Annotated in this window: 24 protein-coding genes and 1 tRNA gene; 14 read left to right on the top strand and 11 right to left on the bottom strand. The window is 35.6% G+C overall.

Annotated features, from left to right (window positions below; translation table 11 throughout):
* Positions 1–2 precede the first annotated feature (2 nt).
* The gene (locus ACN0U3_RS02540; RefSeq protein ID WP_417265015.1) at positions 3–2156 is read right to left on the bottom strand and encodes a histidine kinase; all 2154 of its coding nucleotides are present in this window, start codon (positions 2154–2156) and stop codon (positions 3–5) included.
* A 282-nt stretch (positions 2157–2438) separates the two neighbouring features.
* Here ACN0U3_RS02540 and ACN0U3_RS02535 point away from each other — a divergent pair, with 282 nt between their 5' ends.
* The gene (locus ACN0U3_RS02535; RefSeq protein WP_417265014.1) at positions 2439–3278 is read left to right on the top strand and encodes a universal stress protein; all 840 of its coding nucleotides are present in this window, start codon (positions 2439–2441) and stop codon (positions 3276–3278) included.
* Between the two features lie 7 nt (positions 3279–3285).
* Positions 3286–3618, top strand: a complete 333-nt coding sequence (locus ACN0U3_RS02530) for a hypothetical protein (protein WP_417265013.1) — start codon at positions 3286–3288, stop codon at positions 3616–3618.
* Positions 3619–3666: 48 nt separating this feature from the next.
* Here the strand turns inward: ACN0U3_RS02530 and ACN0U3_RS02525 are convergent, their stop codons facing one another.
* Positions 3667–3879: a YwbE family protein gene (locus ACN0U3_RS02525; protein WP_417265012.1), complete on the bottom strand. Its 213-nt coding sequence runs from the start codon at positions 3877–3879 to the stop codon at positions 3667–3669.
* 155 nt (positions 3880–4034) lie between these two features.
* On the opposite strand from ACN0U3_RS02525, the gene ACN0U3_RS02520 reads away from it, so the two are divergent.
* A complete protein-coding gene (locus ACN0U3_RS02520; RefSeq protein WP_417265011.1) occupies positions 4035–5006 on the top strand; it encodes a polyprenyl synthetase family protein in 972 nt (323 codons plus the stop codon).
* Between the two features lie 12 nt (positions 5007–5018).
* On the opposite strand, the gene ACN0U3_RS02515 is transcribed toward ACN0U3_RS02520, so the two are convergent.
* Positions 5019–6182: an OmpA family protein gene (locus ACN0U3_RS02515; protein ID WP_417265010.1), complete on the bottom strand. Its 1164-nt coding sequence runs from the start codon at positions 6180–6182 to the stop codon at positions 5019–5021.
* A complete protein-coding gene (locus ACN0U3_RS02510; protein ID WP_417265009.1) occupies positions 6179–7327 on the bottom strand; it encodes an OmpA family protein in 1149 nt (382 codons plus the stop codon). Before ACN0U3_RS02510 ends, ACN0U3_RS02515 begins: the two co-directional genes overlap by 4 nt.
* A 118-nt stretch (positions 7328–7445) precedes the next feature.
* On the opposite strand from ACN0U3_RS02510, the gene ACN0U3_RS02505 reads away from it, so the two are divergent.
* From ACN0U3_RS02505 to ACN0U3_RS02470, 8 genes are all read left to right on the top strand, one after another.
* Positions 7446–7823: a globin gene (locus ACN0U3_RS02505; RefSeq protein WP_299206251.1), complete on the top strand. Its 378-nt coding sequence runs from the start codon at positions 7446–7448 to the stop codon at positions 7821–7823.
* A 129-nt stretch (positions 7824–7952) separates the two neighbouring features.
* Positions 7953–9479 (top strand): bifunctional phosphoribosylaminoimidazolecarboxamide formyltransferase/IMP cyclohydrolase, encoded by a 1527-nt coding sequence (gene purH, locus ACN0U3_RS02500; RefSeq protein ID WP_417265008.1) that lies wholly within the window; start codon positions 7953–7955, stop codon positions 9477–9479.
* A gap of 96 nt (positions 9480–9575) precedes the next feature.
* Positions 9576–10601, top strand: a complete 1026-nt coding sequence (locus ACN0U3_RS02495; protein ID WP_299206247.1) for a rod shape-determining protein — start codon at positions 9576–9578, stop codon at positions 10599–10601.
* Between the two features lie 16 nt (positions 10602–10617).
* Positions 10618–11451 carry a rod shape-determining protein MreC gene (mreC, locus tag ACN0U3_RS02490; protein ID WP_417265007.1) on the top strand — a complete coding sequence of 278 codons (834 nt, stop codon included), beginning with the start codon at positions 10618–10620 and terminating at the stop codon, positions 11449–11451.
* Positions 11448–11963, top strand: coding sequence for a rod shape-determining protein MreD (locus ACN0U3_RS02485; protein ID WP_299206243.1), 516 nt, complete (start codon positions 11448–11450; stop codon positions 11961–11963). The genes mreC and ACN0U3_RS02485 overlap by 4 nt, the downstream gene beginning before the upstream one ends.
* The gene (locus ACN0U3_RS02480) at positions 11960–13837 is read left to right on the top strand and encodes a penicillin-binding transpeptidase domain-containing protein (RefSeq protein ID WP_417265006.1); all 1878 of its coding nucleotides are present in this window, start codon (positions 11960–11962) and stop codon (positions 13835–13837) included. Before ACN0U3_RS02485 ends, ACN0U3_RS02480 begins: the two co-directional genes overlap by 4 nt.
* Positions 13830–15230, top strand: coding sequence for a rod shape-determining protein RodA (gene rodA, locus ACN0U3_RS02475; protein ID WP_299206239.1), 1401 nt, complete (start codon positions 13830–13832; stop codon positions 15228–15230). The genes ACN0U3_RS02480 and rodA overlap by 8 nt, the downstream gene beginning before the upstream one ends.
* Positions 15230–16081 (top strand): CPBP family intramembrane glutamic endopeptidase, encoded by an 852-nt coding sequence (locus ACN0U3_RS02470; protein ID WP_417265005.1) that lies wholly within the window; start codon positions 15230–15232, stop codon positions 16079–16081. The genes rodA and ACN0U3_RS02470 overlap by 1 nt, the downstream gene beginning before the upstream one ends.
* A gap of 1 nt (position 16082) precedes the next feature.
* Here ACN0U3_RS02470 and ACN0U3_RS02465 read toward each other — a convergent pair whose 3' ends face one another.
* The 7 genes from ACN0U3_RS02465 to ACN0U3_RS02435 form a co-directional block, all read right to left on the bottom strand.
* A complete protein-coding gene (locus tag ACN0U3_RS02465; protein WP_299206235.1) occupies positions 16083–16601 on the bottom strand; it encodes an ExbD/TolR family protein in 519 nt (172 codons plus the stop codon).
* Between the two features lie 2 nt (positions 16602–16603).
* Positions 16604–17407 (bottom strand): ExbD/TolR family protein, encoded by an 804-nt coding sequence (locus ACN0U3_RS02460; RefSeq protein WP_299206233.1) that lies wholly within the window; start codon positions 17405–17407, stop codon positions 16604–16606.
* A 7-nt stretch (positions 17408–17414) separates the two neighbouring features.
* The gene (locus ACN0U3_RS02455; protein WP_299206231.1) at positions 17415–17897 is read right to left on the bottom strand and encodes a hypothetical protein; all 483 of its coding nucleotides are present in this window, start codon (positions 17895–17897) and stop codon (positions 17415–17417) included.
* Between the two features lie 43 nt (positions 17898–17940).
* Positions 17941–18795: a MotA/TolQ/ExbB proton channel family protein gene (locus ACN0U3_RS02450; protein WP_417265004.1), complete on the bottom strand. Its 855-nt coding sequence runs from the start codon at positions 18793–18795 to the stop codon at positions 17941–17943.
* A gap of 76 nt (positions 18796–18871) precedes the next feature.
* A tRNA-Ser gene (locus ACN0U3_RS02445) sits at positions 18872–18961 on the bottom strand.
* 199 nt (positions 18962–19160) lie between these two features.
* Positions 19161–19541, bottom strand: a complete 381-nt coding sequence (locus ACN0U3_RS02440) for a hypothetical protein (RefSeq protein WP_299206227.1) — start codon at positions 19539–19541, stop codon at positions 19161–19163.
* A gap of 73 nt (positions 19542–19614) precedes the next feature.
* Complete coding sequence (locus ACN0U3_RS02435; protein ID WP_299206225.1) at positions 19615–19992, bottom strand: hypothetical protein; 378 nt, start codon at positions 19990–19992, stop codon at positions 19615–19617.
* A gap of 133 nt (positions 19993–20125) precedes the next feature.
* Here ACN0U3_RS02435 and pheS point away from each other — a divergent pair, with 133 nt between their 5' ends.
* From pheS to ACN0U3_RS02420, 3 genes are read left to right on the top strand one after another with little or no spacing between them, the layout of a single operon-like run.
* Complete coding sequence (pheS, locus tag ACN0U3_RS02430; RefSeq protein ID WP_417265106.1) at positions 20126–21148, top strand: phenylalanine--tRNA ligase subunit alpha; 1023 nt, start codon at positions 20126–20128, stop codon at positions 21146–21148.
* 2 nt (positions 21149–21150) lie between these two features.
* Positions 21151–21522 carry a bacillithiol system redox-active protein YtxJ gene (gene ytxJ / locus ACN0U3_RS02425; protein ID WP_417265003.1) on the top strand — a complete coding sequence of 124 codons (372 nt, stop codon included), beginning with the start codon at positions 21151–21153 and terminating at the stop codon, positions 21520–21522.
* A 6-nt stretch (positions 21523–21528) separates the two neighbouring features.
* Entirely contained in the window at positions 21529–22599 is a 1071-nt protein-coding gene (locus ACN0U3_RS02420; protein ID WP_417265002.1) for a glutaminyl-peptide cyclotransferase, read from the top strand.
* Positions 22600–22638: the final 39 nt, after the last annotated feature.

Genomic DNA, 22638 nt, shown 5'->3' with positions numbered 1-22638 from the left:
CTTTATATATTCTTGATGTACGGAGTTGCAATGGTTACTTTTGTGCCAGTACCCTTTTCCGTATCTAAATCTTCTATCTTTAAATATCCTTTGCTTTTATACTTTTCATTCAATAACAAAATTCTACTTTGCGTTAGTTCCACAGCCATACTTCGATGACTTTCAGAGGAAGGTTTTTTCTTTTTCTGTTCAGCTTGTTGCCTTCCAATTCCATTATCTTCAATAGTAAAAATAAATAAATCTTCATAAATTTCACAAGTCACTTTTACTTTGCCTTTATCTACTTTATCCAAATCTCCATGTTCAATTGCATTTTCAATAAAAGGTTGAACCAACATAGGAGGAATAGAAGTTGAGGTAGCATCAATAGATTCGTTTCCTTTGACTTCAAAATCAAAACGGTCTTCAAACCTCATTTTTTGAAGTACCAAATACCTGTTGATGATTTCTAATTCTGTTTCAAGCGGAATAAATTGCTTTGCATTGTTTTCCAATATCATTCGCATCAATTTCGAGAAGTGAATTAAAAACTTTGAAGAATTGGCTGTATCCTCATCATAAATATAGCTCTGAATAACCGACATCGCATTAAAAATAAAGTGAGGATTCATTTGAGTTCGCAATAGAGTTTGTTGCAATTCAATCTCTCTTTGTTTTTTAATTAATTGCTCTTGTCTGTTTTTATTTCGAATAATAACAAAAATAGCCACAAATAGCACTAGTGAAATAATAAACAAGGCGATTATTAACCGCGTTTGTTGCTTACTGTTTTCTAATTTATTTTGAATCAATAAACGTTGGGAGGATTCTTCAGCCAGTTTCCTTTCTTGCTCTAGTATTTTACGCTCATTTTGTTCAGACATAAACATTTCACTCAGCTCGGCAATCTTAGATTTAGTTTCTAAAGCATAAGTGCTGTCACGAAAAAGCTGATACTTATTCAAGAAGTGATAGGCTTCGGCCAAATCACCAGATTTACTTAAAATAACTGATTTCAGGTAATACGCATCATTCAAAGGGATTAGCATATCACTTTCTCTCCAAAAAGCAATTGATTTATTAATGTACTTTTTTGCTAGACTTAGTTTTCCTTTATTAGAATAGAGCTCTGCCAAATAATTGTACAGATCTCCTTTTGTATCTCCATGATTTAATTTACTATAGAAATCTTCACTTAGTTTATAGTTCTTTTCTGCTAAATCTAGAAAACCTTGTTTATAGAAAGCCCTACCAATATTCTGATGTGTTTGTGCAAGTCCCCAAGTATTATTAACAACATAAAATTTTAAAATAGCCTGTTGATAAAAGCGTATGCCCTTTTCTCTTTTGCCTTGCTCAGTATATAATTCGCCGAGTTGGTTGTATAACTGGCCTGAAATATAATCCAATTTGAGGTTAGAACTTAATTTCAATGCGTCAAGCAGATACCCTTCAGACTTTTCTAAATCATCAAACTGAAAAAGAATTTTCCCCAGGTTCACTAGGTGTTTAACTTGATCTCCTCTCAAATTATGTTTTTTGGAATATGCTACTCCTTTTTGCTGATGAAATATCGCCTCTTCAAAGTTTTCAACCTGCAAGTAAAAGTTTGAAATAACATCTAAAATTGAAGTATAAATACTTTTTAAATGACTTCTTTTAGCATGTTTCAACGCTTTGTTAAAGGAGTTAATCACCTGTTTGCTGGTCAGTCCTTTCTCACAACTCATCACTGCATAATAAACACTTTGACGAGTTGGGTCGTTATACTTATCTATGTTCGCTTTAATTTCAGAAAGTAAATTATCTGGTAAAGGTGTTCTATTATAACAAATATTTAGACCTCTTGCCAATAATAAATCTCTAGGACTTAGTTCAAATTCTTCTATCTGTGGCATCTCTTCAAGTCCGCCAAACCGAATGTTATTATAATTGAGCAATAACAAAGTGAATCGCCCATCTTCTGTAAATCTAGAAGTAAAATTTTTCTTTTGTTTAAGAATAGAGTCACACCTTAAAGTGTTTTTCTGAACATTTGCACTGATCCAATCTAAATAGGCAGCTTCTTTTTCAGCGTCTGTTTGTGCCGTCTCAATTTTTTTCAAATAAACATCGTCATTCACTGCAAATAGTGAAAAAGGCAGGAAAAACAATAAGAGGTGAAATAAGTGCTTCATTGTATATGGACTACATCCTTAAAGTTGAAAAGTATGAAATTAATCCCGTTTCACTTATGGATAATCGAAAAAATATTTGCTCAAATGTATTCTCCGTCATTTAGATCTTAGTCGTTTTGTAAGGTTCAATTAGCCTAAAGCATATGAACAAAAGGTTAGGAAAGATTAAATTAAAATGATATTTGATAGGTTTTGGTGTTTTTTCGGAACTTTTTAGAGGTAAAAAAGTTATTTAGGCTTAACTTAGTGCAATAAACATTCACATACATAAAACGAACTACGATGATTAAAATACTGTTTCCTACGGATTTTTCTAATGCTGCTGAAAATGCATTTTTTTACGCTTTACAACTCACACGAAAATTAAATGCTGAGTTGCTTTTGGCACATGTCTATGAGCTACCAGATTTAGGACGTGCTTTGCATAATACGTCTAAAGAAGTCTATGAAATTATGGAGATGGAAACACTCGAGAATTTCAAAAAATCTGTTGAAACCTTAAGAAGAAAGGCCGACAATAATGGTTATGGTGATATTGACTTCAAACATGTTATGGCTGAAGGACAAGTAGTGACAAGAATTACAGCCATAGCAAAAGTAGAGGAAGTAGATTATATTGTGATGGGAACAACTGGGGCGACCGGGTTAAAAGAAGTTTTCTTAGGTTCTGTTGCTGCTGGAGTTATCGACAATGCACCCTGTAATGTCCTTAGTATTCCTGAAGAGGTGAGTCCATCCAATTCCATTGATAAAGTAGCTTACCTCACTAATTACAAAGACGAAGAGGTTGTTTCTTTTAATGAGGTCAATCGTTTTGCTAAACATTTTAATGCTGAAATATGCAGTATTCATTTTGAAAAAGAAGTTTCTGACATTAGTGAAAAAGAAATGGAAGAATGGAAAAACAAATTAGGTATTGACAATCAAAACCTTGAAACGTTTGTTGTTACAGGGCATAATTTTGAAGAGGCTATTTGTGAATTATACATCAAAGAAAATATTGATATTTTAGCCATTCAACCAAGAAAAAGAAATTTCTTTACACAAATATTTAAAAAGAGCGTTTCCAAACAGATGGTTCAAAAACTAAGCATCCCTTTATTTACTTTGCCCGCCAAATAAATGAAATATGCGTTTACTCCATAAGTTTAGTGTTGGACTAGCAGTATTATTCTCTGTATTTCTATTTTCATCTTGTGAAAACAAGTCCGATATTTGTGAATGTTTCGAGGTTCGTTTAGCCATCAAAAATCTATTAAAGTCGGTTGATCAGAATAAGGATGCAACGCAATCAGAAGAATATGAGGCTTTAAAAGCAAAGAAAACGGAATGTATGCTCACGATTGAACCTCAATATTTTGAAGAAAAAGGGCTTGAAAGAAAGGGACGCAGCGACAAGGAGTTTTTGCTCGAAGAACTTCCTGACTGTAAGGCTGTTAAAATACTATTCAATGGAGATTAGATGTTTAATGTCTGATCAATCTTCTACAAAGATTTCATCCAACCGATTTTAAAAGTCTGACCTGTCCTCGGAGAGAATTTCCTTCACTCTGCCCACCTCTCCAGTAGCAAGTTTTACTTTGATCCCATGAGGATGTTGAGGTGAATTGGTCAATATTTTACTTACTACTCCTTGTGTTAAAGCCCCTGATCTTTGGTCTTTTTTTAAAACAATATTTACCTCTACCCCTATTTTTATATTCTTGCGTAAAGTACCTCCCATTCCTCTTAAATTTAACTGCAAACATACGGAAAAGCATAGAAAGTCAATAAATCAACTTGTTTAAATTCTCGCTTCTGTAACGAAGCCCCAAAATTCATCTTTTATACATCTTCATTTCTTTATCTCCGTACTTTTATTTTCTATATTTGCAGTCCATGATAAAAGTGAGTGATATTAAGAGCCCCATAACTGAAGAACTATCGAAGTTTGAGGTTCACTTTCGTGAAAGTATGCAATCTAAGGTTCCCCTTTTAGATAAGATTACTCATTACATTATTAAAAGGAAAGGGAAGCAAATGCGCCCTATGTTTGTTTTTCTATCAGCCAAAATGCTGGGAGAAGTCAATCCTGATACCTACAACTCTGCTTCTTTAATTGAATTGCTTCACACTGCCACACTCGTTCATGACGATGTTGTGGATGATGCCAATGAAAGAAGAGGTTTTTTCTCGATCAATGCACTTTGGAAGAATAAAATTGCTGTTTTAGTGGGTGACTTCTTGCTCTCAAAGGTTTTATTGATGAGTATTGAAAACAAAAAATACCGTTCTTTGGAAATCGTTGCCCGTGCAGTTCGTGAAATGAGTGAAGGAGAATTACTTCAGATTGAAAAAGCCCGTAAACTCGATATCGATGAAGAAACTTATTTTGAAGTTATTCGACAAAAAACAGCATCTCTAATTGCCACTTGTTGTGAAGCTGGAGCTGTTTCCGTTGGAAGAGAAGATGAAGCAGAACGCATGAGACTCTTTGGTGAAAAAGTAGGTTTAGCTTTTCAAATAAAAGATGACATTTTCGATTATGGTACTCCGGGGAAAATTGGAAAACCAACAGGAAATGATATTCGCGAACAAAAAATGACCCTTCCACTGATCTACACCTTAAATACCGTGGATAAGAAAACAAGAAAGGAGTTAATCAATATTGTTAAACGCCACAACGAAAATCCAAAAAAAGTACGTCGTGCAATTCAATTGGTGACAGAAAATGGAGGTATAGAATATGCTTATGACTACATGATTAAGTTCAAGAAAGAGGCTTTAGAGCTATTGGGTCCTATTCCTGATTCACCCAGCAAAAAATCTTTAATCATGCTGGTGGAATATACAACAAACCGAGAAAAATAAAACTGCAGAAGCTTACTTTATCTTAATCTCTACTCTTCTGTTGGCTTGCTTTTCCAAATCTGTTTCAGCTTCAGGAAATTTCATCATAGAATTTCCAAACCCTTTCACACTGATGCGTTTTTTACTGATTCCACTCTCTACTAAGACTGTACGAACAGTTTTAGCTCGTTTCTTAGAAAGTCTTTTAGCGGCAAAAGTATTTCTCCCTGATAAATGAACATGGCCTTGAATTTCGATTTGCACCGATGTATTCATCAACATAAAGTCTTTTAACCTTTTCAGCTTTAACATCGCTTCTGGGATGAGCACATCAGAATGAGATTCAAAAATCAATCCTTCAAGTTCAATCAACTGATTCTGTTCTAATGGAATTAAATAAATCACCTTTTCTTTTGCTTCCTCCCTTCTGTTATTGATCACAACATCTTGGAAAAAGTATCCTCCAGCATCAATTTTTAAGTTCATCTTAAGGTTTTCTGAATTAGGAACTATAAGGTCTGAAGCAGTATATAAAGCATTTAATCCTCTCGTATCAGAGACAATAATACTGGCCGTCAAAGGTAGTTTAGTTTTGGCATCACGCACCTTAATGATGTAGGGATCTAAATCTTCTGAACTACGCAAATCAAACTCTTCTTTCATTGCACTGAACTCTTCAGGACTAACATCTCCTTCAAAGTTAGCTTTAATTGCTACAGTATTTTCATCGGAATTTACCGTGTTCAGGTATAAAAGTATAACCTCACCTTTGTTATAATGTATAGAATCTATGGATGCCGAATGCGCTTGTTGGTCCATGTATTGATGTGTAAACACCTTCGCGCTACCTTTGCGAATCAAGTCGCAGGTCTGATGTTCTTTCAAAATGAAAACACAGTATTCTAGAGCAAAATCAAATTTTTCAAAAGCTAACCTTAATTCACCCGAATAGTCAGCTTCAAACTTTAACCATAGGCTATTGACTTCTGTTAATTTTAAAGATTTTGAATAGTTTTCGACATCCATAACCGTTCCCGGCCCTTTAAAAATCTTTGGCTTTAACAAGGTGTTTGGTGATAATAAAATAGCTCCATTACAATCGCCAACATCTCCCATTAAATGATCGTTTTGGGTCACCCCATAAAACGAGTTTAAGAACAAAATCCCTATCCCTATTTTTTTTAAGACACTATTCACTCTTTTAAAATTCTAATTTCTACCCTGCGGTTTGCCTGTTCTTGCCAATCGAATTTTGGTTCTGGATAAATCATAAATTCATTCCCATATCCCTTGGCGCTCAATCGGCTTCTGCTCACTCCGCTATCGACCAAATACTTCAATACAGTATTTGCCCTAGCTACCGACATTCGTCTACCTGCAAACGTACTCTCTCCAAATTCAAACACATGTCCTTCAATTTCAATATGAATAGATGAGTTCAACAAGAGAAAATCCCTTAAACGAACAAGTTTTATTTCAGCACCTTTTAACAGTTCGCTACTACCTGTTTTGAATTGAATTCCAGACAGCTCCATCTTCTTTCCTATTTCAGCAGGTTCAAGCCACAAGGTTAACTCTTTATTTATCCCTGCTTCAATGAAGACCTCCTGATCTTGAAAGAAGTAGCCAATAACATCTATGCTCAATTTAAGATGTTCCCTCTCTTGAATCGAAAAGATAAAATCAGAACCACTATAAAGTCCATTTATGCGTTTAGAATTATCAATAAGCAATTTCCCTTTTATGGGTAAACCTGTACTTTTATCTCTTAATTGAATCCGCAGTTCCGAATGCTTATTACTTCTACGCATATCGGTAACACTTTTAAGACTTTCTACATCAATGTCTGAATAATCTACTTCGTACTCCACATTTAAACGGACTTTAATTCGCTGACTTATCGAAGCATTAAAAAGGAGATACACCTCCATTCCTTCGGTCATTCTTAATCCATATAGAAATTGCTCATTTGGTGATTTATTCAGCCCAAAACGCTGATTGCCTTTTACTTTCAATATTCTTTCAATTACAGCAGTTCCGACTTCAATGTTTTCACAGATATTCGCATAGCTAGAACTGCTTTCTTCCCCCTCTTTTTTTTGCGCTGAAAAAATCAGAATATCCATGATGCAGTTTTCTGTAATTCCAGAAAACATAAACAACCCATCATGGGGAGCCGTAAAAGAAGACCAAAAAGTGTTGTTCAATTGAAGCTCTGCCAAGGTCGGATAAGCCGATAAGTCTGTTTCTGTACCTTTTCTTCCAGTAAATTGCAATTCATAATCACCTGGATGCCTAATAAAACTATTCCCATAACAGTCCGCAACGTTCCTTACGTCCATCCTGTACTGAGAAAAAACAAAAAACGGAAGTGAAATCAACAAAGGTAACAGTAGCCGTGTTAGCATTTAAACTTAATTGGGGTTCATCAATGGATAAATTTAAGTATTTTTGATGACAATGGAAACAGAAGAGATAGATTCATTATACAATAAATTGGGAAGTCAGAAAATCAGGCAATTAGTAGACGCATTTTATGGATTCGTTTATCAAGATCCCATTTTAATTCCACTTTTTCACAACGACATTGAAGAAATTAAGGAAAAACAATACATGTTTTTAACACAGTTTTTTGGCGGACCACGACTTTACATTGAAAAGTATGGCCCACCACGAATGCGAATGCGTCATTTACCTCACAAAATTGATCAAAAAGCGATGGAAGCCTGGTTACTTTGCATGAAAAAAGCAATTGCAACACTGGATTTACCTGAAAAAGATGCCCAATCGCTTTACAACAGTTTTCCGAAATTAGCACAACACATGGTGAACAGTTAGTTTTTGACTTCGAAACGACTGATTTCTGATGTTAAAATCTAAATGCAATTGTCTATAACTAAATGTCGTTAAAAAAGTGACATATTCGGTTAAACTATTTACTTTTGTAGGCTTAATATCAATTCGGTTATGAGCAATACAAAAATCAAAAGTGCAATCATATCAGTTTTCAACAAAGAAGGACTTGCACCAATCGTTAAAGCACTAAACAGTCAAGGAGTTACAATCTACAGTACAGGAGGAACTCAATCGTTTATCGAAGACCTTGGAATCGAAGTGAAGCGTGTAGAAGATTTAACTTCTTACCCTTCAATTTTGGGTGGACGAGTAAAAACTTTACACCCGAAGATATTTGGTGCAATATTAAACAGAAAAGATAACACGCAAGATCAACAACAATTACAGGAATTTGAAATTCCATCTTTTGATTTAGTGATGGTCGATTTGTATCCTTTCGAGGAAACAGTTGCTGCGGGAGGAACCCACGAAGAAATTATTGAAAAAATTGATATCGGTGGAATCTCACTTATTCGTGCAGCAGCCAAAAACTACAAAGACGTTATGTTGGTTTCAACAAGAACTCAATACAATGACTTTTTATCTATTCTAACCGAGCAAAATGGAGAAGTGACATTGGCACAAAGAAAAGCTTTTGCTAGAGATGCTTTTAATGTTAGTTCACATTACGACACACACATCTTTAATTACTTCAACAAGGGAGAGCAAGCAGTTTTCAAACAAAGTATCACAGAAGCACAAGTATTAAGGTATGGAGAGAATCCACACCAAGAAGGAATTTTCTATGGTGATTTAGATGAAATTTTCGATAAATTACATGGAAAAGAACTTTCTTACAACAACTTATTAGATGTTGACGCTGCTGTTTGTTTGATGGAAGACTTTAAAAATGACGCACCAACATTTGCTATATTAAAACACAACAATGCATGTGGATTAGCAACAAGAGAAACACTTGTTCAAGCTTATAAAGATGCTTTAGCTGGAGATCCTGTTTCTGCATTCGGAGGTATTTTAATGGCCAACAAAACGATTGATGTAGCCACTGCCGAATTGATTAATGATTTATTCTGTGAGGTTGTTATTGCTCCTTCATTTGACGAAAAGTCACTTGAAATTTTAAAATCAAAGAAAAACAGGGTGCTTTTGGTTCAAAAACCGATCGATTTACCAAAAAAACAATTCAGAACTATTTTGAATGGTGTTTTAGCCCAAGATCGCGATACCATTACAGAAACTGTAGAGAACTTTGAAACAGTAACAAAAGTAGCTCCAACAGCGCAACAAAAAGAAGATTTAGTTTTTGCCAATAAATTAGTAAAACATACCAAGTCCAACACTATCGTCATTGCAAAAAATGGACAGCTATTGGCCAGCGGAACAGGTCAAACTTCACGAGTAGACGCTTTAAATCAAGCCATTCACAAAGCAAAATCATTTAACTTTGATTTGAATGGTGCTGTGATGGCATCAGATGCCTTTTTCCCGTTTCCAGACTGTGTTGAAATCGCTAATTTAGAAGGCATAAACACTGTGGTTCAGCCAGGTGGATCAATCAAGGATAAATTATCTATTGATTACTGTAATGAACACGGTATGGCTATGGTTTTTACAGGAAATAGACATTTTAAACATTAAAACAAATAAATTAAAATATACTGTATAATTTTAGCTAAATTTGAAGGTAGCAAAAACTACACTTTATTATAAAATTTATACTACGCAACAAAGAATATGGGATTATTTAGCTTTTTAACACAGGACATTGCACTTGATTTAGGGACAGCCAACACACTAATTATCATGGATGATAAAGTGGTTGTAGATGAACCATCAATTGTTGCCAGGGATATACAGACCGGTAAAATTGTTGCAATCGGTAAGAAAGCACAACAAATGCACGGTAAAACCCATAAGCTAATTGAAACCGTAAGGCCTTTGCAAGATGGTGTTATTGCAGATTTCCAATGTGCTGAACAAATGATTCGCGGAATGATCAAAATGATCAAAAAGCGTAAAAGTCTCTTCAACACTTCATTGCGAATGGTAATTTGTATTCCTTCAGGAATTACAGAAGTAGAAAAAAGAGCAGTACGTGATTCAGCAGAGCATGCTGGAGCAAAAGAAGTCTATTTAATCCACGAACCAATGGCTGCTGCAATCGGTATTGGGATTGATGTGGAAGAACCAATGGGTAACATGATTATTGATATCGGTGGTGGAACTTCGGAAATTGCTGTTATTGCACTTGGTGGTATTGTGAGTGATAAATCTATTCGTGTTGCAGGAAATGATTTTACGAATGACATTGAAGAATACATGCGCCGTCAACACAACATATTGATTGGTGAGCGTACTGCAGAACAAATTAAAATTGAAGTGGGTGCTGCTTTACCAGAACTTGATAATCCACCAGAAGATTATGCTGTACGTGGTCGAGATTTAATGACTGGAATTCCAAAAGAAATTACAGTTAGTTATGTTGAAATTGCACATGCTTTAGACAAATCAATTTCAAAAATTGAAGAAGCTATTTTGAGTGCCCTAGAAATGACTCCACCAGAACTATCTGCAGACATTTACAAAACGGGGATTTACCTTGCTGGTGGTGGTTCAATGTTGCGTGGACTAGACAAAAGAATGTCACTAAAAACGAAATTACCTGTTCACATTGCCGAAGATCCTTTAAGAGCAGTTGCAAGAGGAACAAGTATTGCTTTAAAAAATATTAACCGTTTCCAATTCTTGATAAGAGATTAAAAAGTAAAAATAATTCATGCTAAAGTTTATAGCATTCTTTAGAAGATTTAGGGTTTTTCTGGTCTTCCTGATTTTACAAATCCTTGCATTGAGTTCCTTTTTCTCGGTCATGAGTTTTCCAAGAACCAAGTTCTTTAATTCATCCGCAGCAATTACAGGAACTCTTTTGTCATGGGAAAGAAATATCATAAAGTACATCTATCTAGACGAGGCTAATGAAAGACTTCAGGCGCAAAACATCGAACTTGAAAAACGAATTCCTGATAATTTCATTTCAGTAGATGCAAAAACAGCTATTATCAATGATACCATCCAGAAGTTAAGTTTTGAACGTACTCCAGCTACAGTAATCAACTCCTCGCATTCCTTTACCAACAACTACTTCACCATTAACGCAGGAAGCTTAAAAGGTGTTGAACGTAAAATGGGCGTGGTTTCCTCACAAGGTATTGTAGGAACTGTATACGATGTTTCTCGTCATTATGCAATAGTTAAATCCGTTTTAACCTCCGACATCAACATCAGTGCTTATATAGACGGAACGGACGCTTATGGTATAATAAAGTACGATGGAGAAGATCCACGTAGAGTGAAACTTACTGGAATTTCAAATGATATCGTAATTAAAAAAGGGAGTCCTGTGAACGCCAGAGGAAGAGGAGGTTATTTTCCGCAAGGAGAGCCTATCGGTAGAGTTGAGAACTTAGAACCCATTGAAGGTAAACCAATGTGGGACATTACTGTTAGATTGAACCAAGACATGCGGAAACTTCGTTATGTTTATATCATTAAGAATATCAACCAACTGGAATTAGAAGAACTCGAAAGAGGAATAGAACAATTACAATGAATTACCTCCTTAAAAATACAATTCGATTATTAATTTTTGTGCTGGCACAAGGACTTATTTTCGGGCAGCTTAATTTTGGCTTTGGTATCCATCCTATGATTTATCCATTATTCATAATTCTACTTCCTTTTGATACTCGGCCTGTCGTACTAATGCTATTGGCTTTTCTAGCAGGAATAGGAGTTGACTTTTTTATGAACACATTTGGCCTTCATGCCAGTTCAGCTGTACTTATTGCTTATTTAAGGCCTGGAATTTTCAAACGTTTTGCACCCCGAGATGACTATGACGTTCTTAAAGAACCTACCGCTACAGAATGGGGTTATGCATGGTTTGTTAAAGTCTCTGGAGTCATTGTAGTTATCCATCATTTATGGTTTTTCTCACTAGAATATTTCAAATGGTCTGCATGGAAAGAAATTATTTCTAGTACGGTTTTGAGTACCCTTATTACTTTGATTATCTTTATACTTATTCAGGTACTTTTCTTCAAAAAGCCTAAAAGTGTATGAACCTAGAAAGTAGAAGACTCGTTTTTATCCTTCTTTTCCTCTTGGTAGGAGTTGTTTTTGTTGGCCGTCTATTTTATATGCAAGTAGTCGATGACAAGTGGATTGAAAGGGCCGGTGAGGTGGCCAAAAGAAAAGTTATAATCAAACCCCCTCGTGGTATCCTATACGATCGGGACGGGAAAAAAATCGTGGCCAACAAAACTTACTACAATTTGATGTTTGTAGAAGATGATATCGAAGATTTCGACACTCTAGCATTTTCTAAGTTAATCGGAATATCTGTTGATTCTATTCGACAACGTTTCGTGCAAATTAAAAAGCAGCTTGACCGAAAAACAAGAAGTAAAAAAACAGGAAACGACACCATTGTAAATGATTATCGAAGTTATCTACCGCATGCTTTCTTAAAAGAACTCTCTGCCGATGAAATTTCGAAAATAGCCATAGAACTTCCCGATTTCAAAGGATTTTACGAAAGTCCTATAAGCATGAGAGATTATCCTTATCCTCATGGTGCAAATATTTTCGGATATCTCAATGAAATAAATGCAGAAGAGCTAAACGCTGATCGTCGCTTTTATAATGTAGGAGATTTTATTGGTCGAACAGGACTAGAAAAGTACTATGAGCATTCGCTTCGAGGGCAAAAAGGAACAAAAGTTATTTTAACTTCTGCAAAAGGGAAACTCGTAGATAACTTCGCAGGGGGAAAACTGGATACAAACGCATTACAAGGCCCTCCATTACATCTTGGTATCGATATAGAACTACAAGCCTATGGAGAATTGCTTATGCAAAACAAACTGGGGTCTATTGTAGCCATTGAACCTTCCACAGGTGAGATTTTAGCCATGGTAAGTGCGCCCAGTTACGATCCTAATTTAATGGTTGGAACAAGAAACATACGAACAAATTACAGCAGGCTTTATCGGGACTCATTAAAACCTTTTTACCCTCGTCCGTTGGCCGCAGAATATCCTCCAGGATCAATATTCAAAGTTGTTCAGGCTTTGGTTGGTTTGCAAGAAAACGTTATTACAGAAAATACAGGATTTCCATGCACAAGGTCTTTGGTCGGATGTCATAATCATCCCCCAGCAAGTAATGTGGCCAAATCTATTCAGTATTCTTGTAATCCCTATTATTACTATTTGGTAAAGCGAATCATAGAACAGAATAAGGACCCCAATCTGTTTAAAGACGCTGCAATCGGATTGGAACTATGGGAAAGATACATGCATAGCTTTGGATTTGGAATACGACCAGAAACCGATATTTATGGTCTTAGAAGCGGGGTTATTCCTAATGTTTCGTTCTACAACCATTGGTATGGTGAATTTCGTTGGGCCTTTTCTACAATACGTTCAAATAGTATTGGTCAAGGTGAGGTAAAAATGACTCCTTTACAAATGGCCAACCTTGCAGCTATTGTTGCAAACGAAGGATATTTTTATGAACCGCACTTAGTCAAAAGCATAGGAGACGATGGACCGCTTGAAAAATTTAAAGTAAAAAAGCAAACCATGGTAGAAGCTAAGTATTACAAATCCATCAAGGAAGGTATGCGCGGCGCTGTCAACGAACCAGGCGGTACGGCAAGAAGGGCAAGAATTAATGATGAAATTATCGTAGCGGGTAAAACAGGTACAGCACAGAATCCACATGGAGAAGATCACTCTGTCTTTATGGCTTATGCACCACACGACAATCCAAAAATTGCTATTGCTGTTTTTATTGAAAACGCAGGATTTGGTGGAACTTGGGCAGCTCCAATTGCAAGTTTAATGATGGAGAAATACCTCACTGGTCAGGTCAATAACAAAGCCAAAGAAAGTCGCATATTAGAAAAAAGATTTACCAATATCAATGAATAAATTCAGGCAAAAAGCGTTGGGGTGGGATTGGTTAACAATCATAGTAGTGTCCGCATTATTGCTGATGGGAATAATCAACATCTATTCCGCAGCCTACAATCCAGATCGTCCTTTTCTTTTTGATATTAAAACACTTTATGGTAAGCAAATAATGTGGATTGGAATTGGTTTGTTTTTGGGAATTGTAATTTCGTTGATTGATTCAGAATACATCCGAAAGCTAACACCAATCGCCTTTTTGGTAGTTCTGGTATTATTAATTTTAGTTTTATTTACAGAACCTATTAATGGCGCGAGATCATGGCTTGGTGTCGGCCCTTTCGGAGTACAACCCTCAGAGTTCTCTAAACTTACTACAGCGCTCATGCTGGCCTATGTTATATCGCAAGGTCGTGTTAAAATCATCTCAAGAAAAACATTAGGTTTGGCCTTGTTTATCGTTATTCTGACTATGCTGTTGGTCTTAATTCAGAATGATACGGGAACTTTTTTGGTTTTTACAGCATTCTTTTTTGTAATGTATAGGGAAGGAATTACTCTTGATCCAATCATTTTATTTTTCTTGAATCGGGTACTCGGTTTTAGGTATAAAGAAACTTGGGTTGGAGTGCATTTTATTCCTGTTCTATTCGTTATTATATTTTTTAGTATCATCACGCTTTACTTTACAGAATCAAAGCATACCTTTTCTTTTTTACCTGGCTATGATGTGCCTGGGTGGGTGGTCTTGATTTCTGGAATAACTATGATCGCACTAGTCATATTCTTTATCGCACAAAATTTTGCTGCACAACGTGCTAAAAAGAAAATCAGATCTGTCATATTAATTGTCTATGTCGTCACGATTGGACTAGTTGGAACGGTTTCTTATTCTTATTTGAATGTACTGCAATCCCATCAAAAGGACCGAATAGATTTATGGCTAGGCAAAATAGAAGATCAAGATGGAAAAGATTACAATCGAAACAGGGCACTAGCCGCAGTAGGCTCTGGAGGCTTTTCTGGGGTAGGTTATCACGAAGCCTTATTATCTAGTCCTAGAAGCAGGCACGTTCCTGAAAGTGAAACTGATTTCATCTTTTCAGTATTTTCAGAAGAATGGGGGTTTTTAGGCTCTGCAACCTTAGTGGTTCTATTCACGATACTTTTGGTTAGGATAGTGGTCATTGCAGAACGACAGAAAAGTCGTTTTTCAAGAATTTACGCCAATTCAGTAGCAATGATTATTTTTTATCATTTTGCCATTAATGTAGGTATGAATATCGGTATTATACCTGTAATTGGAATTCCTTTACCCTTTTTTAGTTATGGAGGTTCTTCAATGATGTCTTTTTTAATCATGATTCTTATCTTGCTTAAATTAGATAGTCAAAGAAAAGAAGTTCTCGCATAATGAAAGAAAAATATCAGTCTTTAAGCCCGTTTTTACAAGCCAGTTTCTTATTACTCATTGGAGCAGTTTCGGTTGTTCTACTTTCGGTTATCATAAGTATAATTATCAGTGTTCTTTACCCTGAAATGCCAACAAATGACATAAGTATACAGCTCAGTTCTTATCCTGTTCAGTACATGCTCATTCAATTCCTACCTTTTCAATTAGGATTCTTGTTGATTCCAGCATTACTTTATATAAAGCTGGAGCCTGATGAAGAAAATCTAATAAGGAAGCCACAGTTCCAATTCATCGTTTGGAGTGTTTTATTATTTACTTGTGCGTTTTTCCTATTACCCTTTTTCAATGAAATAAACATACAACTAATTCAGTCTTTGGGTGTATTCGATGAGTTATTGGCCCAAAAAGAAAGTTCAGACAGAATGCTAAAATCTCTTGTTGGCCCTGTTGGATCAACTTCATTTATAATTGCGGTTTTAATCATTGGCGTAATCACAGGAATCGCAGAAGAATTGGCTTTTAGAAGATTTCTTTTTCATCACATACTAAAAAACAACAAAAAAGTAATGCCCAGTATATTAATCAGCGCTGTAGTTTTTGCTGTATTGCACTTTAACTACATTCAAATCATACCATTATTGGTCTTTGGGGTTGCGTTAGGCTTAATGTATTACGTTTCGGGGAGTATCATTCCAGGAATTGTTGTACACGCGTTAAACAACATCTTAAACGTATACTGGTTGTCTGAGGATACTTTCCCTACGTGGATGATGGAGGTCGATTTAAAAATAACAATCCCATCAACATTGCTATTGATGGGATTGATTTTCTATTATATTAAGAAAAAATAATCTACTGTTCTCTTATGCTATAACTTGATTTGTTCCCCATCTCTTGGGCTGAGTAAGCAATTGAGTTAAAGTTTAATTCTTGCAAAATTTCACGTGCTGTAAAGATGATTCCCATAGGAACTTTCTCATCTGCTTTGAAACAAGTGATAATATTCTCCTGCGGAGCAGTTACTTCAGCCGGTTTATTTCTAAACTTTTCAGTTTTCCAAACTCCAATTCCGTTAATTCCATTTTGCGAAAGGATACCATCAAACTGAACAGCAATTCCTTTTTCGAATTTATCAACGTCACCTTTCATTGGTTCCCCTAAATAAACGAAGTCTACTTCACCACGTTGTTTAAAGGGAGTCAAATCAGTAACACCTGCACCTTGTGCTGAATTAATTTTCACCAATGGATCAACTTCTTTGGTAGTTGTAGCTACCATGAAGAAGAACAAAAGCATGAAAACGATATCCGGCAACGACGATGTATTAATCGCTGGAGCTGGTTTTTCTTCATTTTTTCTAAATTTCGACATAATTAACGTTTTGGTTTTACCTCAATTAATTTTAGAGGAAACAAAGTTTCAATTAACTCCATGTGCTTTTTCATTGTACGCACTTCAGGAGTATTCTCGGTCTTCTTTTGTTGATAGAAGTTGTTCATTGCGGTATACGTCATACCAAACAATTCCATTGCTTCCTTATCTCTCATTTCAGTTACCGCTTTTTCAACCTCTGACTGTACAGCTACGTATGCAGAGTAATCAGTGTCTAGGAACGATTCCAAACGGATATGCGCTTCAAAGTCAATTTCTGGCATTTCTCTTTTCCCGCTAAATTTAGCGTAGAGTTCCATCATTTCTAACTTTTCTTCCCATTTCGCAACTGCATCATATGCTTGGTCGATCATTTGCTGAGTTCTCTCATCGATAACTTCCTGCGATTCTAGCTTCAACAAACGAGCCTCTTGTTCCTGTAGGTTAGATTTATACAACTGTATACTTCCATATCCATAGTAAGGATAATTTATATCACGGTTTTCTTTTTTCCCTCTGTTAACAAGGTAGAAATGTTTAATTCTACTATTCAGATGTGTAATATCTTCAGGCTTAATAATAGAATCTCTCGCTTGAATTACCTGCTTACTGTTAATAGCGATTTTATAGATATTCTTTTGCTGAATAGGAGTTTGAGGCTTATTCGTCTCAACTTTCTTTGGAATCATTCGCAAGTAAGCTGTATCCTTATCCATTGTTGTTGTAACAAGGAAAAAGATGAGCAATAAGAAGGCAATATCCGCCATCGAACCTGCATTAATTTCCGGTGATTCTCGCTTTGCCATTCTTTTTTTAGTTTCTAATTAATTTAACAATGAAGCCCATAAATATAGCTATTGCTGAACAAACAGCTAGACCTATAAGAGCAGTGTAAATCCCTGCATGTGTAAAGTTAATCGCTGATTCACTTGCAGTAATATCTCCAACTACGTTCAAGCTTTCCAAGGTATCCGTTGTTCCTATAGAGTAAAGAATAAAGAACAAGATTCCTGAAATGATGATCCCTAGAATAGATTTAACTGCCTGAACTGGTCTTGTAATCAACAGCACAACAAAGAAAATCAAGATCAATACAATTGTGATTGCAATTGCATATAAACTGATGTTCATTACACCATTGAATGCGAAACTATCCATAAATTCAAGTTTCTCAAAATCTTTACTTTCAGCGTTAACTCCTGAAGTCATAACGATAAAACCGAAGATCAATGCAGGAACTGCAATCACTAGTTTTATGATAAGACCTAGAACGTTTAACTTTTTTTCATTATCCATAATAAATGGTTTTAAAAGTGAATAAATACAACCTACTATAAAATTACTTTGCAGTAGCTTTATACTTAATCAACATGTCAACTAAGGTAATAGAAGAGTTCTCCATTTCGTTTACAATACCGTCAATTTTAGAAATGATGTAGTTGTAAAAAATCTGAAGGATAATTGCTGAAATCAAACCAAATACTGTTGTTAAAAGTGCTACCTGAATACCACCTGCAACTGTAATTGGAGATACTTGACCATCTTCAACAATTTTAGTAAAGGCTTGAATCATCCCGATTACCGTACCCATAAACCCAAGCATTGGCGCAAGAGCAATAAATAAAGAAATCCAAGAGATACCTTTCTCTAATAATCCCATTTGTACTCCACCGTAAGCAACAACTGTTTTCTCAACAGCGTCTACACCTTCATCAATACGTGTAAGTCCTTGATAAAATATAGATGCAATTGGACCTCTTGTGTTACGGCAAATCTCTTTCGCTCCTTCAATATCTCCTTTAGCGATAGCTGCTTCAACATCTGCTAAGAACTTCTTTGTATTGATCGAAGAAAGGTTTAAGTATACGATACGTTCAACACATAGTGCAATACCAATAATTAAAGCAATCAAAACGATTCCCATCCAGAACGGGTCTCCTTCAATAAACTTCTTTTTCAAAGTAGAAACGAAACCTACTTCTGTTTCAACTTCAGCTTCTTCAACTTGCTCTTCAATCTCTGTTTGAGCAGGAGCTTCCGCTACTTCGTTTACTACTGAAGTATCTTCACCCATTACGGCTTCTACTCCTTCTTGACTTACGTTTGCTGGATCTTGTTCGTCCGCAAATGATACTGTGCTAAATCCGAATGTAAACATTCCGATGATTGCTAAAGAACTAACTATTTTTTTCATGTTCCAAAGATTAAAAATTAATCGTTTCTGTAAAATTATTAATATTCCTAAATTAATCAAAAATTAACAAGTTTAGTGGCGGAGAGAGAGGGATTCGAACCCTCGGTTCCGATGAAGGAACACTCGCTTTCCAGGCGAGCCAGTTCAGCCACTCCTGCACCTCTCCAATTTTCAACTTGTACCTTTTCGACGGGCTAAAGTACAAAAAATTATTTATTCTAAAAGGAAACATAGATTCTTCTTTTGATTTCCTCACATTTATTGACAAGAATAGAGTAATTTCTTATGCCTAAAACCTAAATTACAATACATAAAAAAAGCCCTAGCAACTAATTGCCAAGGCTTTAAGTAAAATGATTTTATTTTTAAGGTTGAATAAATACAGTTGCTGTACTTTCCACTTCTTCTTCAACTTTTATAATTCCCTCGCCGTACAAACCTCCTTTTTCAGCAGAAATATCTAAAACTGCAACTCCTGCTTGTCCTAATTGGTATACTTCATTGTAATTAAAAATAGCCACACCAGATGAGTTTGTATAGGTTGTATCTCTTCTTACTACAGGTTTTAATGGCGGCTCAGTTGCTGTTCCATACAATATAACACGTGCATTAGGCACCAATACATTGGCTGTATCTCTAACGGTTATTTTCGCGATGGTATCTGCCTTTTTACGGCAAGACCCAAACGTAAATGTCATTGCAAAAGCAACTAATAAAAATCCTGAAAATAAAATATAGTTTCTCATTGTAAAATAGTTTTCTATTGGTTAAAAGTAGTGTATTGTTCTTATTATAACGTAAAAAACAGCAAAAAGGTTGCTAATTCTTCAAAATTATTGACTCTGTAGAGGTCAAATAAGCCTTTGCTCTAGCTGTTCCGACAGTTTGATAAGTTGTTGTATCTTTTGCATAAACAGTAAAGTAGGCTACTTTCTCATCTTTCTTCCCATATTGATCAAACAACTCGTCAAGATTAAAAATAGCTACTCCTGAAGAATTCGTCTTCACCTCATCAAAGTATTCTGGTGTCCCTTTTTTAATATCTGAAACAATACGAACACTAGCGTCTTCTGTCAAAATAAAGTCACTTGACCTTACAAAAATCTTTAAAACGGACGGATCTTTTTTTGTACACGAAGGGAGAAGAAAGCCTCCAAACACAACAAACGCAAGCAACACAAGCTTTTTATAAGACATAGTTTATAATTTTAGATGTTGCAAAGTTATGGAATAATTACAATTACAAAAAATTACTACTAAATTTGTACAATAAATCTTTTGAACAATATTGTAAAACACAGTATAAAGAACACTTTTTAAAATGTCAGATATTCAAAACAAAATAGAACAACTCCTTAACGAAGTCAATACTACTGCTATTCAAGATGCTTCAGCTTTAGAAACATTTAGAATAAAATTTTTAGGATCAAAAAATTGTCTTAAACCTTTATTTACAGAACTAAAAAAAGTTCCTAATGAAGACAAAAAGAAAGTTGGTTTACAAATAAATGAGTTAAAAAATGCAGCACAAACTGTATTCGACAAGTTTAAAGATCAGCTTTCGAATGAGGATGTAGACAAAGAAGAAATTGATTTTTCAAGACCTGGAGAGCCCAACACTATAGGAGCTAGACACCCAATTAGTGTAATTCGCAAAGAAATTATTTCTATTTTTGAACGCATAGGATACGGTGTTTCTGAAGGTCCTGAGGTTGAGGATGATTGGCATAACTTTTCTGCATTAAACTTCCCTGAAGAACATCCGGCAAGGGATATGCAAGACACTTTCTTTGTAGAAGCAGGAGATGAAGAAATGGCTTTGAGAACGCATACCTCATCCGTTCAAGTGCGTGTTATGGAAAACAGCAAACCTCCAATCCGTACCATATCGCCTGGTAGAGTCTACAGAAACGAAGCTATTTCAGCACGTGCGCATTGCTTCTTCCACCAAGTTGAAGGATTGTTTATTGATAAAGATGTTTCTTTTGCAGACTTGAAACAAACAATATTGTTTTTCGCCCAAGAAATGTTTGGAAAGAAAACTCAAATCCGTTTAAGACCTTCTTACTTTCCATTTACCGAACCGAGTGCAGAAGTAGATGTAAGCTGTACAATTTGCAGTGGAAAAGGCTGTAACGTTTGTAAATACACAGGTTGGCTAGAAATTCTTGGCTGTGGAATGATTGACCCAAACGTTCTTGAAGCAGCAAATATTGACCCCAAAGAATATAGTGGATTCGCCTTCGGGATGGGTATCGAAAGAATTGCACAATTGAAGTTCAGGGTTAACGACTTGCGTCTATACTCTGAAAATGATGTTCGTTTTTTAAAACAATTTAAATCTGCATTTTAATTATGGGACTTTTTTCATTCAGTAAAAAATCAAGAGAAAGTAGAGTCAACTGGATCAATATCGAATCGGTCGAAGCACTCAACGAAGCAATCTCAAATACAAAGGACAAATCTGGACTATTTTTTAAACACTCTACACGTTGCAATATTTCTTCGATGGCACTTAATGGTTTTGAGTCTCAATGGGAAGAAAACGAAAAATGCGACTTGTACTTTATTGATTTAATAAGGCACAGAGACGTTTCAAATGCATTGAGTGAAATCACCTCTGTTGAACATCAGTCACCCCAGGTTATCTTAATCAAAGATAAAAAAGCTGTATACAACTCATCTCACAATGGTATTTCAGCAAGTGCTATAAAAAATTTAATCTAAATTCATATGAAATCGTTTTTCTATTTAGCAACGTTTATGTTGCTTGTGTTGACTATTCACTCATGTGGTGAAGATGATACCCCAATTACAAGAGGAAGTCTTGTGCCTGCAAAATTTGAACTCCCATTCAACAACGCATCAGCACAAAAAGGTCAGTCTATTCGTGTTGAAGTAAGTATTGCTAATCTGGAAAATGTAAAATCAATCAAGGTGTTTACCAAAGATACTGTGATTTTTGAAGGTCCTGCAAAAAAAGAAAGCTACCTTTTTGAGGTAAACACAAGGAATTGGGGAATTGGAACCAACCAACTGACTTTAGAAACCAAAACTACGAATGATAAAACACGCAGAGACAACCGAATTGTTAAAATTATCCCAGACGTATTTCCACAAGAGTACACGGCTGAAGTGTTGAAAGAATATCCGCATTCGACAATGTCTTACACCCAAGGACTTGAATTTGATGGCGACCAACTGTATGAAGGAACAGGTGGAATGGGCAGCAGCATGATTGCAAAGGTGGACTTAAACACGGGTGCAATTCAAGACAAAAAAATGCTTGGTGAGAAGTATTTTGGAGAAGGAATTACAATTCTAGGGGATAGACTGTACCAATTAACATGGCAAGAACACACTTGTTTTGTTTACAACAAAAACACCTTGGAAGAAATTGAGACATTTACTTACACCGGAGAAGGTTGGGGATTGTGCAACAACGGAGAACAGCTCATTATGACGGATGGTTCAGAACGTCTTTACTTTAGAGATCCAAACACTTTTGGTTTGATTAAAACCCTAGAGGTATACACCAATGAAGGCCCGGTAAAAGGATTAAACGAATTGGAATACATTAATGGAAAGATTTATGCAAATATCTATACCACAAATCAAATCGCAATTATCGACCCAGAAACAGGAATTGTAACAGGGAGAATTGATGCAAGTATTTTGGCATTAGATTACCGTAAAACAGGGGAAGTTTTTAACGGAATTGCCTATAAAGAATCCACTAAACAATTATTCGTAACGGGTAAAAACTGGCCGAATATGTTGGAAATTGGATTGGTAAAAGAGTAACTAGTGGAAGGTGCGATTTAAAAGTCACACCTTCTATTA

It is taken from the genome of Brumimicrobium sp. (assembly GCF_048268645.1).
Taxonomy (GTDB): domain Bacteria; phylum Bacteroidota; class Bacteroidia; order Flavobacteriales_D; family Crocinitomicaceae; genus Brumimicrobium; species Brumimicrobium ulvae.
The sequence above is the reverse complement of the archived record's forward strand: the minus strand, read 5'-3'. Positions and strand labels throughout refer to the sequence as shown.